Source organism: Pseudomonas chlororaphis subsp. piscium, from assembly GCF_003850345.1.
Taxonomy (GTDB): domain Bacteria; phylum Pseudomonadota; class Gammaproteobacteria; order Pseudomonadales; family Pseudomonadaceae; genus Aquipseudomonas; species Aquipseudomonas piscium.
On the sequence record NZ_CP027707.1, the window covers coordinates 3,130,857 to 3,144,911 of the forward strand.

Annotated in this window: 15 protein-coding genes; 4 read left to right on the top strand and 11 right to left on the bottom strand. The window is 64.1% G+C overall.

The annotated features are described in order from the left end of the window. Positions 1-41: 41 nt before the first annotated feature. The 7 genes from C4K38_RS14525 to C4K38_RS14555 form a co-directional block, all read right to left on the bottom strand. Positions 42-479 carry a YqaA family protein gene (locus tag C4K38_RS14525; RefSeq protein ID WP_053278966.1) on the bottom strand — a complete coding sequence of 146 codons (438 nt, stop codon included), beginning with the start codon at positions 477-479 and terminating at the stop codon, positions 42-44. Further along, entirely contained in the window at positions 476-925 is a 450-nt protein-coding gene (locus C4K38_RS14530; RefSeq protein ID WP_053278967.1) for a DUF411 domain-containing protein, read from the bottom strand. The genes C4K38_RS14525 and C4K38_RS14530 overlap by 4 nt, the downstream gene beginning before the upstream one ends. Positions 926-1,183: 258 nt before the next feature. After that, a complete protein-coding gene (gene copD / locus C4K38_RS14535; RefSeq protein WP_053278968.1) occupies positions 1,184-2,098 on the bottom strand; it encodes a copper homeostasis membrane protein CopD in 915 nt (304 codons plus the stop codon). Positions 2,099-2,101: 3 nt separating this feature from the next. Further along, a complete protein-coding gene (copC, locus tag C4K38_RS14540; protein ID WP_053278969.1) occupies positions 2,102-2,485 on the bottom strand; it encodes a copper homeostasis periplasmic binding protein CopC in 384 nt (127 codons plus the stop codon). 57 nt (positions 2,486-2,542) lie between these two features. Beyond that, on the bottom strand, positions 2,543-3,472 hold the full coding sequence (locus C4K38_RS14545; protein WP_053278970.1) for a copper resistance protein B: 930 nt from the start codon (positions 3,470-3,472) through the stop codon (positions 2,543-2,545). Next, complete coding sequence (locus tag C4K38_RS14550) at positions 3,469-5,301, bottom strand: copper resistance system multicopper oxidase (RefSeq protein WP_053278971.1); 1,833 nt, start codon at positions 5,299-5,301, stop codon at positions 3,469-3,471. Before C4K38_RS14550 ends, C4K38_RS14545 begins: the two co-directional genes overlap by 4 nt. 123 nt (positions 5,302-5,424) lie before the next feature. Further along, positions 5,425-5,880: an SRPBCC family protein gene (locus tag C4K38_RS14555; RefSeq protein WP_053278972.1), complete on the bottom strand. Its 456-nt coding sequence runs from the start codon at positions 5,878-5,880 to the stop codon at positions 5,425-5,427. Positions 5,881-6,384: 504 nt separating this feature from the next. On the opposite strand from C4K38_RS14555, the gene C4K38_RS14560 reads away from it, so the two are divergent. Continuing rightward, the gene (locus C4K38_RS14560) at positions 6,385-6,915 is read left to right on the top strand and encodes a hypothetical protein (protein WP_053278973.1); all 531 of its coding nucleotides are present in this window, start codon (positions 6,385-6,387) and stop codon (positions 6,913-6,915) included. 60 nt (positions 6,916-6,975) lie between these two features. On the opposite strand, the gene C4K38_RS14565 is transcribed toward C4K38_RS14560, so the two are convergent. Further along, the gene (locus C4K38_RS14565; RefSeq protein ID WP_053278974.1) at positions 6,976-7,971 is read right to left on the bottom strand and encodes an aldo/keto reductase; all 996 of its coding nucleotides are present in this window, start codon (positions 7,969-7,971) and stop codon (positions 6,976-6,978) included. A 119-nt stretch (positions 7,972-8,090) separates the two neighbouring features. Here C4K38_RS14565 and C4K38_RS14570 point away from each other — a divergent pair, with 119 nt between their 5' ends. Further along, positions 8,091-9,008 (top strand): LysR family transcriptional regulator, encoded by a 918-nt coding sequence (locus C4K38_RS14570; RefSeq protein WP_053278975.1) that lies wholly within the window; start codon positions 8,091-8,093, stop codon positions 9,006-9,008. Between the two features lie 92 nt (positions 9,009-9,100). Here the strand turns inward: C4K38_RS14570 and C4K38_RS32725 are convergent, their stop codons facing one another. Then, positions 9,101-9,229 carry a hypothetical protein gene (locus C4K38_RS32725; RefSeq protein ID WP_256581545.1) on the bottom strand — a complete coding sequence of 43 codons (129 nt, stop codon included), beginning with the start codon at positions 9,227-9,229 and terminating at the stop codon, positions 9,101-9,103. 185 nt (positions 9,230-9,414) lie between these two features. Here C4K38_RS32725 and C4K38_RS14575 point away from each other — a divergent pair, with 185 nt between their 5' ends. Beyond that, positions 9,415-9,603, top strand: coding sequence for a hypothetical protein (locus tag C4K38_RS14575; protein WP_007928588.1), 189 nt, complete (start codon positions 9,415-9,417; stop codon positions 9,601-9,603). A 19-nt stretch (positions 9,604-9,622) separates the two neighbouring features. Here C4K38_RS14575 and C4K38_RS14580 read toward each other — a convergent pair whose 3' ends face one another. Next, positions 9,623-10,003, bottom strand: a complete 381-nt coding sequence (locus C4K38_RS14580) for a fe2+ zn2+ uptake regulation protein (protein WP_053278976.1) — start codon at positions 10,001-10,003, stop codon at positions 9,623-9,625. Positions 10,004-10,315: 312 nt separating this feature from the next. Between C4K38_RS14580 and pvdQ the strand changes: the two genes are divergently transcribed. Continuing rightward, positions 10,316-12,664, top strand: a complete 2,349-nt coding sequence (pvdQ, locus tag C4K38_RS14585) for a bifunctional acylase PvdQ (RefSeq protein WP_053278977.1) — start codon at positions 10,316-10,318, stop codon at positions 12,662-12,664. A gap of 52 nt (positions 12,665-12,716) precedes the next feature. Here the strand turns inward: pvdQ and C4K38_RS14590 are convergent, their stop codons facing one another. Next, complete coding sequence (locus C4K38_RS14590) at positions 12,717-13,715, bottom strand: FecR family protein (protein WP_053278978.1); 999 nt, start codon at positions 13,713-13,715, stop codon at positions 12,717-12,719. Positions 13,716-14,055: the final 340 nt, after the last annotated feature.

Sequence of the window (14,055 nt, forward strand, 5' to 3'; positions counted from 1 at the left end):
CAGTCGTGCTCGTTTGAGACCAGAGGCGTGCCCAGGTCGGCTCAACCGACCCAGCCGAGGGTCATCCAGGCCAGCACGCCATAACGCGCACCCTTGGCCAGGGTGACGATCAGCAGGAAGCGTTTGAGCGGTTCGCCCATGATTCCGGCCACCAGGGTCAGCGGGTCGCCGATGATCGGCAGCCAGCTCAGCAGCAGGGACCAATGGCCGTAGCGCTGGTAATGGTTGCGGGCGGTTTGCAGATGACGTGGGCCGACGGGGAACCAGCGGCGGTCCTTGTAATGTTCCAGGCGCTGGCCCAGCCACCAGTTCACCAGGGAGCCGAGGACATTGCCCAGGGTGGCCACGGCCAGCAGCAACCACAGGTTGAACTGGCCGCTGAGCAGCAGGCCCACCAGCACGGCTTCGGATTGCAGCGGCAGCAGGGTGGCGGCGCCGAAGGCCGCCAGGAACAGGCCGAGGCAGGCGGTGAGGATCAATGGGCCGGGTAGTCCGCGACCACTACGTCCTTGCCGTCTTTGGTCAGGCCGATGACCTGGTAGGCATCGGCGGGCATGCCGTCCATTTCCATGCCGGGCGAGCCCATGGGCATGCCGGGGGCGGCGACGCCGAGCAGGTCATCGCGTTTGCTCAGGGCCAGCACCTGGTCCGCCGGTACATGGCCTTCGACGAATTTGCCGTTGATCACCGCGGTGTGGCAGGACGCCAGGCGCGGGGCCACGCCCAGGCGCTGCTTGACTTCGCTCATGTTGCTTTCGACGTGGTCGTTGACCTTGAAGCCGTTGACTTGCAGGTGCTCGATCCATTTCTTGCAGCAGCCGCAGTTGGCATCGCGGTGCACATCGATGGGGATCAGGTCGGCGGCCTGGGCCAGGGAGCCGACGAGCAGGGCAGACAGGGCTGCCAGGCGCAGAGTGTTGTGCATAGGGCGTCTCTTGATCATCAGGGGCGCCACGGAGGGCGCGGTCTTGGGTCGATAGGGTGGCGTATTTTGCTACTTTTCTCGAGCGCGGCGCGGTGCTTGTGTTTCAACGTTATACCAAGTGCTGGCCATCCGGACGCTGGGGCTTGTCCGTTACGCCGCGTTATCGTTTATCGCGAGCAAGCTTCGCTCCTACAGAGGCGTGCATATTCTCTGTAGGAGCGAGGCTTGCCCGCGATAGCGGTCGCATCATTTCCGTGTTCATTCGGGGATCGGGCTCAGGATACCGAGCGTGGCCACAAGGCCGATAATCAGCAGGGCCGCCGCCAGTTCCAGGAACATGCTGCGGCGCAAGGCGGGCAGGGCTACCTGGGGCGAGGCCTGGTGCAGCGCCTGTTCCAGCTGCGGAACCAGATGGAAGCGGTTCAACGCGGCGAATACCAGCATGCTGGCGAACACCGCCACCTTCAGGCTGAGGAGCAGGCCGTAGGTGCTGGCGCTCAACGTTGCCAGGTCCGGGCCGACGATCAGCAGGTAATTGAGCACCCCGCTGAGGCCCAGGCTGACCACGATCAGCGTGCCCAGGCTGGCAAACCCCTTCAGGGCATCGAGCAGGTGGCCTGCCTGCTGTTCGTCTTCGCAGGCGCCACGGCGCAGCAGCAGGACGAAAGCCGCCAGCGCCCCCAGCCAGGCGCCGGCACCCAGCAAATGCAGGATGTCGCTGCCCAGGTGCAGGTAACGCTGGCCACCTTCGCTCATCGCCCCGTGGCCGCTCCAGGCCAGGGTGGCCAGGGCTGCCGCCGTGCACAGGATCAGGCCGTAGAGGGCGAATCTCGGCCAACCACTGCTGAACAGAAGCAGCGCGCCCGCCAGCAGCAACGCCGCCAGGCGCAGCAGCCAGCTTTGGCCGACATCGGTTTCCAGCATCAGCACGGGCACCAGCGCCGGGTCCAGTTCGGCCAGGCTGGTCGCGCCGCTCATCGACAGCGCCAGCTCCAGCAGCGCGGCACCCGATAGCAGCACGCCCAGCACCAGGGTGGTCGCCAGAGGCCGGCGAAAACGCCAACGGCTCTGCGCGCCACGCAGCCCGTAAAGGCTGAACAGCGCCAGGCCGAACAGCAGCGTCAGGTCGAGGTACAGGGCAAAACGCAGGGCGACGTTGATGAGTTCGCCCATGGCTCAGTTGACTTCGAAGGTCAGGTTGCCGGTGATCGGATGGGTGTCGGCGGACACCGCCCGCCACTCGACTTTGTAGCTGCCCTTCGAGAGCGGGGCGGCGGGGTTGATGATCATGCTTTTCGGGTCGCTGCCGCCGGCCACGCTGGCCTTGACCGGCATCGGTGCGTGGCTCATCCCGGGCATGCCGGTCATCAGCAGTCGGGCCCCGGAAAACTTGGTGGTGAGGGGTTCCGAGAATTGCAGTTCGATCTTCGCCGGTGCCGCGCCCTTGGCGCCTTCGGCCGGGGTCGAGGCCAGCAGCTTGGGGTGCGCCTGGGCGACGCCGGTGAGTAACAGGCCGGCACCGAAAGTGGCGGCGATGACGAGATGCTTGAGGTAGGACATGCAAGGCTCCAGGCGGCATTGGCCGCGTGATGTTTTTAGTTATCTATTGAACGAAAGTCAGAACCACAGGCGTACACCGAGCACCAGGCGGGCTTCGCTGCTGTCTTCGCCTTCTTCACGGGCGTAGTCCGCGGTCTTGCCGTAGCTGCGGCTCCAGGTCACGCCGACATAGGGCGCGAACTGCCGGTGCAACTCGTAGCGCAGGCGCAGGCCGGCCTCCAGCGAGGAGAGCCCCGAGCCAATGCCCCGTTGCGGGTCGTTCTTGCCGTACAGGCTGACCTCCGCGTTGGGCTGCAGGATCAGGCGGTTGGTCAGCAGGATGTCGTATTCGGCCTGGAGCCCCAGGGCACTCTGGCCGCCTTCGCCGAGGTAGGCGGTGGCCTGGCTTTCAAAGTTGTACAGGGCCATGCCTTGCAGCCCGAGGGCGGCCCAGGTCTGCGGCGCGCCGGGCTTGAAGTCCTGGCGCACGCCGCTGACCACATCCCACCAGGGGCCGATGGCATGGCCCCAGAGCGCTTCGACCTGGGCGTTTTCGGTCCGGCCGTTGGTGCGTTCGCCTTCGCTGCGCAGCCACAGCCGGTCGATGTCGCCGCCGATCCAGCCGTTCATTTCCCAGGCCAGGGCACTGCCGTCATCGGCGTCCTGGTACTCCAGGCGATCGATCAGCCACAGCGAGTTGATCGCCTTGTCGTTCACGCCGTGGCCGGCCACCGGCGGGAAGGCGGCGCGGCGGTCGGCGTCGGTGAGCACCGGGATCGGCGTGCGGCTTTGGCTGGGCGCCGCGGGCTCCATGGTCTGCAGCGGCTCGCCGTCCATGCCGCTCATCTGGCTGTGGTCCATGCCCGGCATCGTGCTGCCTTGCATGGCGGAAGCCGGCATGGACGAATGATCCATGCTGGAGTGATCCATGCTTTCGGCGGCCTGCAGGGTGCCGGCGCTGAGGCCGAGCAGGGTGGTGAACAGGGTCAAGGCGTTCTTCGGCATCATGCGGCGCTCCCGGCTTCGTCCACTCGTACTTCGCGAAACATGCCCATCTCCATGTGAAACAGCAGGTGGCAGTGATAGGCCCAGCGCCCCAGGGCATCGGCGGTCACCCGGTAACTGCGTTTGCTGCCCGGCGGCATGTCGATCGTGTGCTTGCGCACCAGGAAGCGCCCCTGTTCGTCTTCCAGGTCGCTCCACATGCCGTGCAGGTGGATGGGGTGGGTCATCATGGTGTCGTTGACCAGGGTGATGCGCACCCTCTCGCCGTAGATCAGGCGCAGGGGCTCGGCGTCGCTGAACTTGATGCCGTCGAACGACCAGGAGAATTTCTCCATGTGCCCGGTCAGGTGCAGCTCGATGGTGCGGCTCGGTTCGCGCCCGTCCGGGTCTTCGAAGGTGCTGCGCAGGTCGGCGTAGGTCAGTACCCGGCGGCCGTTGTCGCGCAGGCCGATGCCCGGGTCGGCGAGTTTCGGCGTCGGGCTCATGGTCTGCATGTCCACCAGCGGGTTGCCGTCTTCCGAGGCCGGGTGGCTTTGCATGGCGCCGCCCATGGCGCCGTGGTCCATGCCCGACATGCCGGCCATGGCGCTGTGATCCATGCCGGCCATGTTGCCGGAATCCATCCCCTGCATCTGGCTGTGGTCCATGCCCTGCATCTGGCCATGATCCATGCCGGGCATGGCGCCCATGTCCATGCCAGCCATGCTGCCGTGATCCATGCCCATGTCGGCCATGCTGATCAGCGGCCGCGGGTCCAGGGGCGGCACGGGCGCGCTCAGCCCCGGACGCTGGCTCAGGGTGCCGCGGGCGTAGCCGCTGCGGTCCATGGCCTGGGCGAACAGGGTGTAGGCCTCCTGCGAGCCGGGCTCGACCAGCACGTCGTAGGTTTCCGCCACGGCGATGCGCAGTTCATCGACACTGACTGGCTGCACGTACTGGCCGTCGGCGGCGACCACGGTCATTTTCAGGCCGGGAATGCGCAGGTCGAAGTAGCTCATGGCCGAGCCGTTGATCAGGCGCAGGCGCAGCTTCTCGCCGGGCTTGAACAGCCCGGTCCAGTTGCCGCCCGGGCTCTGGCCGTTGATCAGGTAGGTGTAGGTATAACCGCTGACGTCCGTGAGGTCGGTGGGGGTCATTTTCATCTGCGCCCACATCTTGCGATCGGCGAGGGTGGCGGCCCAGCCGTCGCGGCTGACGTCCTCGATAAAGTCACCGACCGTGCGTTTGTGGAAGTTGTAGTAGCCGGGCTGCTTTTTCAGGATGTGCATCAGGCGCTCGGGCGCCTCGTCGCTCCAGTCGCTGAGCATCACCACGTAGTCGCGGTCGTACTGGAAAGGCTCCGGCTCGCGGGCCTCGATCACCAGTGGCCCGTAGACCCCGGCCTGTTCCTGCAGGCCCGAGTGGCTGTGGTACCAGTAGGTGCCGTTCTGCTGGACCTTGAAGCGGTATTCGTAGAGGCCGCCTGGAGTGATGCCGTGGAAGCTCAGGCCCGGCACGCCGTCCATGTTGGCCGGCAGGATCAGGCCGTGCCAGTGGATCGAGGTGTCCTCCTTCAGGCGGTTGCGCACCCGGATGGTCACGGTATCGCCCTCGCGCCAGCGCAGCAGCGGGCCGGGCAGGCCGCCGTTGATGGTCATCGCGGTGCGCGACGTGCCGCTGTAGTTGACCTGGGATTCACCAATGAACAGGTCGAACTGCTGGCCGCTGAGGGCAGGCAGCTGGCCGTCCTCGCTGCGGGCCCAGAGCGGCTGTTGCCACAGCCCGGTGCCGGCCAGTACGCCACCGGCGGCCAGGCCCTTGATAAAACTGCGTCGTGTGGGTTTTACGTGCATGCCCCAAGGCTCCCTCGATCCTGTTGTGTCAGGTATGAGGCGACCTTAAGCGGCGCGGCCTGTCAGAAAACTGAGGTGAAGATTACAGATTTGTCAGCCAGCGCGACGCCACCCGTTGCCGGGTCAGTGGGCGATGTCCTCCAGGTTGCGCTTGAGGTTGGCCAGGGCCAGTTGGGACAGGTGCTCGATGCGCGGGCGCAGGCTGCCCAGGTTGAGGTCGGAGCAGTAGTGCAGGCTGCGCTTGAACAGGGTTCCGTCCCCGTATTTGCGCAACTGATAGTGGATCGAGCCGTCTGCTGGCGGAGAACTGAAGACGATCTTGAACTCCTTGGGAAACACCGCGACCAGCACCCGGCAGCTCATGTGGATCTGCAGGCCGAGCAGGTCGATGGTTTTGCTGAAGCGATGCCCCGCCGGCAACGAGCCGGCCAGGCCGGTATCGGCGCGCAGGGAAGCGGGATGCCACTCGTACCAGCGATCCGGCTGGGTCACGTAGTAGTAGACGGTATCGATCGGCGCGTCGATGTAGAGCTCATGACAGATGAGCTCGTCCAAAAGGTGCTGCTGACGTTGTTCCATGATGCACCTCCTTGTGTAGGGACCCTCAAATATAGTTGCCCCCGCGCCCGTCATGGGGCTAGGTCACCGACCGTCCGGCACGGACCACAACCGCCCATGAGAAACCGGGGATGGCCGTCGTACTTTCCCGAGCGGGGACGGTGGTGGGGAAAGTTGCGCAACCCCCCGGCAAATGGCGCGAAAGTTACTGGAAAAGCATCCGAAGCAAATTAACTGTCTGGTACGTTTTGTTGTGCAAGTTGTCGCTTAGTTGCTGTGGGCTGGATTGTTAAGCAATTGTTTCAGCCAGTAAAAACGCGGCTTCCAGGCATTTGTATCGAGAATGTACGAAAATTGTAAATTCTCGAAATATTTATTGGAGCAACCTTCTGCCGTGCCGATACTTCGAACATCTCTTCCCTTCAATCAGGCTTTCCAGACGGCCCTTAGTTGTACTTGCGCGATCTTCCCGTTGGCCGTGCAAGAGGGGCAAAAGTTGCGGGAAGCCCGCACACAGGAGTTTTTATGACAATCGGAAATGTCGGCGGCTGGACCAGCAAGGCCGGCCTGCTGGTGCAGGACACCGGCACCCGGGGCAAGCCGGTCAGCCAGAGCACCAAGGTCAAGCAGATGCTCGCCCTTGTCGGCCAGAACCCGCTGGCGCTGAACGTGTTCAAGATGGACGAAATGAAGCTGCACAAGCAGATCAAGGGGTTCGATCCGGAAAACGTCAGCGCCAAGCAACTGGGCAACATGAGTACCTTCCTGAAGGAAAAGGGCCTGATCAGCGACGTGACGGCGATGACCCTGCTCAACGCCGGCGACAAGTTCGACCGCTTCGGCGTGCAGAAGGACCCTGAAGCCAAGTTCAACGCCCTGGAATACTTCGCGATCCAGCTGGACACCATCCAGAGCAACAACCTCAAGGGCAACAAGTACGCCAACTACCTGATCCCCGAGTACAAGAAAGCCATCTACGTGCTGCAGAACCTGCAAAGCTACGGCAAGGGCAACGGCACCACGGTGACCGACAAGAATCGCTCCACCAAGGCGTGAGATAACCAAAAAGGCCCTCGACCGATAAGCCGGTCGAGGGCCTTTTTTGTGGCCAGTTGTCTAGCGGTCGAGCAAGGCCATTACCGCTTGAGGGTAGCGCTCGCCGGCGGTGGCGGCGGGGGTGAAGATCCGCTCCAGGGCCAGCAGTTCATCGGCGCCGAGGCGGACCTGCAGCGCGGCGACGTTCTCCTCCAGGTACTTGCGCTGCTTGGTGCCCGGAATCGGAATCAGGTAATCGCCCTGCGCCAGCACCCAGGCCAGCGCCAGTTGCCCGGTGGTGATGCCCTTGGCCGCCGCGAGTTGCTTGACCTGTTCCACCAGCAGCAGGTTCTTGGTGAAGTTCTCGCCTTGGAAGCGCGGACTGAAACGCCGGTAGTCGTCGGCGGCGAAGTCCTCCGGGCTCTTCAGGGCGCCGGTGAGAAAGCCTCGTCCCAGCGGGCTGTAGGGCACAAAGGCGATGCCCAGGCGCTGGCAGGCCGCGAGACAGCCGTTGTCTTCCTGGTCGCGGCTCCACAACGAGTACTCGCTTTGCAGAGCGCTGATCGGATGCACCTTGTGGGCCCGCTCCAGGGTCGCCGCCGAGGCTTCGCTGAGCCCCAGGTAGCGGACCTTGCCGGCCTGCACCAGCTCGGCCATGGCGCCGACGGTTTCCTCGATGGCCACGTCCGGGTCGATACGGTGCTGGTAATACAGGTCCAGGGTTTCCACGCCCAGGCGCCGCAGGGTGCCCTCGATCGCCTGGCGAATGTATTCGGGGCGGCCGTTCACACCGCGTGCCGCCGCGTCGCCCGGGTCGCGGACGATGCCGAACTTGCTGGCCAGGAACACCTGTTCGCGTTTGCCGCGAATCGCCTGGCCGATCAGGGTTTCGTTGCTGTGGGGCCCGTACATGTCGGCGGTGTCCAGCAGGTTGACTCCCAGTTCCAGGGCGCGATGCAAGGTGGCGGTGGCTTCCTTGGTATCGGTGCCGGTGGTGTAGAAGTCGGTCATGCCCATGCAGCCAAGGCCGATGGCGGAAACCTGCGGGCCGTTCTTGCCCAGTTGACGGGTTTGCATAGGAGAAGCTCCGGTAGTAGGTGTGGTGGCTATTGTTCTCCTCGACAAAAACAAGATAAACCGGCTAAAAGCACTATCACTATTCGTAATTTCTAAATAATCCGTGACAGGCCAAGCCAATGGACCGTTTTAACGCCATGCGTGTGTTCACCCGCATCGTCGACCTCGGCGGTTTCGCCAAGGCCGCCGACAGCCTGCAGATGCCCCGGGCCTCGGTGACGGTGCTGATCAAGCAGTTGGAGGCGCATCTGGGCGTGCAGCTGCTGTTGCGCACCACCCGCCAGGTCACGCCGACCCTGGACGGCGCCGCCTATTACCAGCGTTGCGTGCGGCTGCTGGCCGACCTGGAGGAAACCGAGGCGGTGTTCTCCGTTGCGCGCCACAACCCGCGGGGCACCTTGCGCATCGACATGCCGGCGGGGATCGGGCGGTTGGTGGTGATCCCGGCGCTGCCGGCGTTCTCCGAGCGTTACCCGTTGATCGATCTGGAAATCGGCCTCAACGATCGACCGGTGGACCTGATTCGCGAAGGGGTGGACTGCGTGTTGCGCGGCGGCCTGTGCCTCGACGACTCGCTGGTGGCCCGACCGTTGCTGGCGCTGGAGCAGGTGACTTGCGCCAGCCCCGCCTACCTGCGCCAGCGCGGTGTGCCGCAGAGCCTGGACGACCTGGCCGGGCATCAGATGATCGAGTATTTCTCCAGCGTCAGCGGCAAGCGTTATGGCCTGGAGTTCGAGGTGCAGGGCCAGGTGCTGTTGCCGGAGCTGCCCAAAAAGGTGTCGGTCAACAGCGCCGATGGTTACCTGGCCGCCTGCGAGGCGGGCTACGGCTTGGTGCAGACGCCTTATTACCATGTCGCCCAGCAGTTGGCCGAAGGGCGCCTGAGTGAAGTGCTCCGGCACATCCCGCCGCCCAGGATGCCGTTGAGCGCGCTGTACCCGCCGCACCGGCATCTGTCGACGCGGGTCAGGGTGTTTGTCGATTGGCTGGTGGAGTTGTTCGCCCAGCCGGGGATTCACAACACCCGGCTGGCATAGCCCGCTGGAATGACTGACGCCCGCGGCGAGGCGGGCGTCGGGTAATTTCGCGGTGGGGTTGCCGGAAGGGAAGTACCGGTGGGCTGGATGACTTAGCGGTGGTAGTAGCCGGGGCCGCCGTCGTAATGGCGGTGATGCCAGCCGTCGTGAGGGAAAATGATGCAGCCGGACAGGGTCAGCATCGCCAGCAGGGGAATCAGCCATGTGATTCGACGAAACATTGCGCAGTCCTCAAAGGGCTCTCGGGGTTAAAACCGCCGCGATGCAGCGAAAACGCTTCGGCGGCTGTAACATGAGACCCCGTTTGCCTGCGCCCATCCCCGATTCTCGGTAGGCGTTTGGCATCTGTTTCGATACAAGGTCGATACATTTTCAGGCCGCACTTTTACAGGTTCAGGAACCCGCAATGACCCAGAAGCAACGTTTGATCTATTCGATTGTGATTTCCCTGGTGGTACTGGGAATCATGCTTGGCCTTTCTTACCTGCAGAACGCCGGAATGATCACCGAGAAAATGTTCCAGTACATCGCCATTGGCGTGGCGGTGACCGTGGTCGTGATCAATGGCGTGATGCGGCGCAAGGTCAAGCCTTGAGAGACACCCCCCGACGGCCTCAGTCGCGGCCGTCGAGTATGGCTTCAGCCTGTTGATGCAGGCTGAAGCTCTTGTCTGCATTGAGGGTGATCACACCTTCGCTGCACAGCCGCTTCAACACCTCGCGCACGCTGAGGAACGACAGCGGGATATCCAGCTCCAGCAAATGACTGTGAATACCACGCACCCCCAGGGCGCGCTGGCTTTCGGCTGCCTGTAGCAAGGCATCGATGACTTTCAGGCGAATCAGGCTGGTGCGCAGGCCGAAGCTCTTGAGCAGGTGCCTGATGCGTTCGTTGCGGTTGCGCTCGGCTTGCTTGCCGAAGACACCGACACCAGCGTTCAGGGAGGACGCGGGTTGTGCGGTGTGGCCATCCGTTGGCAGTTGCGGGTCGTACATGCAAAAACTCCTTTTCAGAGCCTGATCAGGAAAATGACGGGTGCTCTCATATAACTAGACGAACGAGCCGCACAAATCATGAGGAATCAGATGTAGAAAATTTGTCAGGCCTTTGTCGTCGCCAGGTTGACGGGCGATCGGCGCCTGGCGCGAGGCGGCTAAATTTTCCGTGGCGGTTTCGTCTGTAAGGGCAGGCGGGCCCTGGCTGTTGCCGGGCCGCGCCGTTCTTTCCAGGCTGGAATCCGTGTCCCCTGTGCGTTCAGCGCATGCCGCGCCAGCCTTGGTTCTGCGTTTTTTCGATCAGGAGTCGGCGTGATTATTTCCAGCCAGTTGCCCAGGTTTTGCCTTGCGGGTTTGTTTCTGGGGCTGAGCCTTGCGGCTCAGGGGCGCGAGGTCCAGGGCGGCGAGGCGAGTGCCGACATTCGCCGTACCGGTTTTGGCGTCCCGCATATCCGCGCCGCCGACGAACGCGGCCTGGGTTATGGCATCGGCTATGCCTACGCTCAGGACAACCTGTGCCTGCTGGCCAATGAAGTGTTGACGGTCAATGGCGAGCGTTCGAAGTATTTCGGCCCGCAGCAACAGACCGTCGAGCAGCGGGAAAACCTCACCAGCGACCTGTTCTTCAATTGGCTGAACACGCCCCAGGCGGTGTTCGGCTTCTGGCAGGCGCAGACGCCGCAGGTGCGGCAACTGATCGAAGGTTATGTCGCCGGCTATAACCGCTCCCTGGCCGAGCGCCGGGCCCAGGGCTTGCCCGAGCAGTGCCAGGGTGACTGGGTGCGGCCGTTGACCGCCCTGGACCTGGTCAAGCTGACGCGCCGGCTGTTGGTGGAGGGGGGTGTCGGCCAGTTCGCCGAAGCCTTGGCAGGCGCGACACCGCCATCCGCCACGGCGCAGCTAAAGCCATCGGCCCAGTCCTTCGCCCAGGCGGATGCCCGCGGCCAGCGTTTCGCCCTGGACCGGGGTAGCAACGCGGTGGCCGTGGGGCGCGAGCGCTCGTTCAATGGCCGCGGCATGTTGCTGGCCAACCCGCATTTCCCCTGGGTGGGCGGCATGCGTTTCTACCAGATGCACCTGACCATTCCCGGCAAGCTGGATGTCATGGGCGCTGCCTTGCCCGGCCTGCCGATGATCAATATCGGCTTCAGCCAGCACCTGGCCTGGACCCACACGGTGGACACCTCCAAGCACTTCACCCTGTACCGCCTGCAACTGGACCCCAAGGATCCGACCCGCTACCTGCTCGACGGCAAGTCCCTGCCGCTGGACAAGCAGACGCTCAGCGTCAAGGTGAAGGGCGAGGACGGCCAGCTCACCACCCTCAGCCACAGTGTCTACAGTTCGCAGTTCGGCCCGCTGGTGCAGTGGCCCGGCAAGCTGGACTGGGACAAGCGTTTCGCCTACAGCCTGCGCGACGCCAACCTGGAGAACGACCGGGTGCTGCAACAGTGGTACGCGATGAACCAGGCCCGCAGCCTCAAGGAGTTGCAGGCGTCCGTGCATCAGCTGCAGGGCATTCCCTGGGTCAACACCCTGGCCGTGGATGACCAGGGCCAGACCCTGTACATGAACCAGTCGGTGGTGCCCAATGTCAGCGCGGAAAAACTCGCACGTTGCAGCGACCCGCGGATCGGCACCCAGCTGATCATTCTCGACGGTTCCCGCGGCGCCTGTGCCTGGGACATCGACCCGACCGCCGCGCAACAGGGTATCTACCCGGCCAGCCAGCTGCCGCAACTGTTGCGCAGCGATTATGTGCAGAACTCCAATGACTCGGCGTGGATGGTCAACCCGGCCGAGCCGCTGCAAGGCTTCTCGCCGCTGATCAGCCAGCAGGACCTGCCGCTGGGGCAGCGGGCGCGTTTTGCCCTGAACCGTCTGATCGGCACGGGCAAAGCCGCGCCGCTGAGCGCCGCCGACCTCAAGCACATGGTGATGGACGATCAGGTGTACCAGGCCGGGCAGGTGATGCCGGACCTGCTGCAGTTCTGTGCCGCCGACCTGGGCAGCGATGCCCAGGCCCTGGCGCCGCTGTGTGCCAGCCTCAAGGCCTGGGACCGCAGCGCCAACCTGCAAAGCGGGGTGGGCCTGGTGCATTTCCAGAACGTCATGGAGCAGCTGGAGGCGGTCGACGACCGCTGGCGCGTGGCCTTCGATGCCCGGGACCCGCAGCATACGCCACGCGGCCTGGCGATCGACCGGCCGCCCGTGGCCAAGGCGCTGCGCGAGGCGATGCTGGCCTCGGTGCAACAGGTGGCCGAGTCGGGCCTGAAGGCCGACAGCCGCTGGGGCGATATCCAGGTGGTCAGCAGCGGTGGCCAACAGACGCCGATTCATGGCGGCCCGGCCAGCCTGGGGGTGTACAACGCGATCCAGAGCGTGCCCACGGCCGATGGCAAGCGTGAGGTGGTCAGCGGCACCAGCTACCTGCAAGTGGTGACCTTCGACGGCCAGGGCCCGCATGCCCAGGGCCTGCTGGCGTTTTCCCTGTCCAGCGACCCGGCGTCGCCGCACTCGCGGGACCAGACCGAGGCGTTCTCGAAGAAGCAGTGGAGTGTGTTGCCGTTCACCGAGCAGCAGATCCAGGCGGACCCGCAGTACCGGTTGCAGGTGATTCACGAAGTGGACGATCGGTTGCGCAAGGTCGCGACCCAGTAAGCGCACTCAATCTGGCGTCAAGCGCAGGCCGCACCCGCGAGGGTAGCGGCCTTCAGCTTTTTGGCGCGGTGCCTGGCAGCGAATTGATGACCGGATTGCCGTCCTGGTTGCGGGTCAGGTACACCGGCAACACCTTGGGCAGCGTGGTCACCAGGCTCTTGACCGCGGTGACGTCGTAGATGCCGCCGACCCGAATGTCGGCCGTGGCGCTGTCGGCCAGCATCACCGGCTTGCTGAGGTAGCGGTTGATCAGCGGCAGGGCCTCGCCGAGCGCCAGGTTGTCCAGCACCAGCTTGCCCTGGCGCCAGGCCAGCGAGCTGTCGTTGGCATAGGTCTGGCTGATCTGCGGCTGGTAGTCGCCCCGGCGATAACGCGCCTGCATGCCCGGATCGAGACGGAAGCCGCCATCGGGATGACTGTTGTCGCTGTTCACCAGTACCGAACCTTCCAGCAGGGTGACCCGTACCTGATCCTCGTACATCCAGACGTTGAACTGGGTGCCGGTGACCCGGACTTCGCCGCTGGCGGCCTTGACCACGAACGGGTGGCTGCTGTCGTGGCTGACCTTGAAGAAGGCTTCGCCTTTTTTCAGGGTGACCCGGCGCTGGTCCTTGTAGTTGCTGTAGGTCAGCTCGGTGCCCAGGTTGAGTTCGACCTGGCTGCCGTCGGCCAGGGTTACCTGGCGCACGCTGCCATCGGCCTGGAAATGTTCGTAGGAGGAGGGCAGCCAGCCCAGGCTCCAACCGCTGTAGGCGGCCAGGGGCAGGGCCAGGGCGCTGATCGCCGCGGCCATGCCGTAGGCGCGCCAGGGTTTGCGTGGCGCCAGGGGCAGGACGGTGGCGGTTTGCGGGCGTGGCAGATGGTCGGCGACTTCCCAGATTTCCTGCATCGCTTCGTACTCGAAGGCATGCAGCGGATGGGCATCGCGCCATTGCTCGAAGGCCTGGCGTTCGGCGGCCGTACAGTCCGCGGCATGCAAACGCATGCACCACTGCGCGGCGGCATCGGTGATGGCGTCGTATTCGGCTTCTGTGAGGTGCTGTTCGCTCATTGGCTCTTCCTGGTTTCGCGCATTCTACCCTTCGCAGCCAGGCTTGGAGAACCGCCGTCATGGCTGATGCCTATCAAAAGTGGAACTTATTTTTGCCCCGAAGCCCCTGAAACACAGGACTTTCGCCAGCAGTATCCACAGCTGGAGTGAAAAAATGATCAAAAACACAGGGGCCGCTGTCATCGCTACTGCCACCTTGGCTCGCCATCCTCGGCTGACGGCCTGTTCGTAGCTACTCCGTCAGTTCCTGGCATCGCCTGTGCGAGGTCATGGCGGAGGTTGACAGAGCGCGCGCAAAGCGTTGTTTAATCGTCGGGCGCACTCACCCACGTGCATCCTC

Excerpts from the sequence above, each read along its gene's own strand:
- C4K38_RS14530 (WP_053278967.1), bottom strand. The coding sequence starts at position 925 with ATGCACAACACTCTGCGCCTGGCAGCCCTGTCTGCCCTGCTCGTCGGC.
- copD (WP_053278968.1), bottom strand. The coding sequence starts at position 2,098 with ATGGGCGAACTCATCAACGTCGCCCTGCGTTTTGCCCTGTACCTCGAC.
- copC (WP_053278969.1), bottom strand. The coding sequence starts at position 2,485 with ATGTCCTACCTCAAGCATCTCGTCATCGCCGCCACTTTCGGTGCCGGC.
- C4K38_RS14545 (WP_053278970.1), bottom strand. The coding sequence starts at position 3,472 with ATGATGCCGAAGAACGCCTTGACCCTGTTCACCACCCTGCTCGGCCTC.
- C4K38_RS14550 (WP_053278971.1), bottom strand. The coding sequence starts at position 5,301 with ATGCACGTAAAACCCACACGACGCAGTTTTATCAAGGGCCTGGCCGCC.
- C4K38_RS14555 (WP_053278972.1), bottom strand. The coding sequence starts at position 5,880 with ATGGAACAACGTCAGCAGCACCTTTTGGACGAGCTCATCTGTCATGAG.
- C4K38_RS14560 (WP_053278973.1), top strand. The coding sequence starts at position 6,385 with ATGACAATCGGAAATGTCGGCGGCTGGACCAGCAAGGCCGGCCTGCTG.
- C4K38_RS14565 (WP_053278974.1), bottom strand. The coding sequence starts at position 7,971 with ATGCAAACCCGTCAACTGGGCAAGAACGGCCCGCAGGTTTCCGCCATC.
- C4K38_RS14570 (WP_053278975.1), top strand. The coding sequence starts at position 8,091 with ATGGACCGTTTTAACGCCATGCGTGTGTTCACCCGCATCGTCGACCTC.
- C4K38_RS32725 (WP_256581545.1), bottom strand. The coding sequence starts at position 9,229 with ATGTTTCGTCGAATCACATGGCTGATTCCCCTGCTGGCGATGCTGACC.
- C4K38_RS14575 (WP_007928588.1), top strand. The coding sequence starts at position 9,415 with ATGACCCAGAAGCAACGTTTGATCTATTCGATTGTGATTTCCCTGGTG.
- C4K38_RS14580 (WP_053278976.1), bottom strand. The coding sequence starts at position 10,003 with ATGTACGACCCGCAACTGCCAACGGATGGCCACACCGCACAACCCGCG.
- C4K38_RS14590 (WP_053278978.1), bottom strand. The coding sequence starts at position 13,715 with ATGAGCGAACAGCACCTCACAGAAGCCGAATACGACGCCATCACCGAT.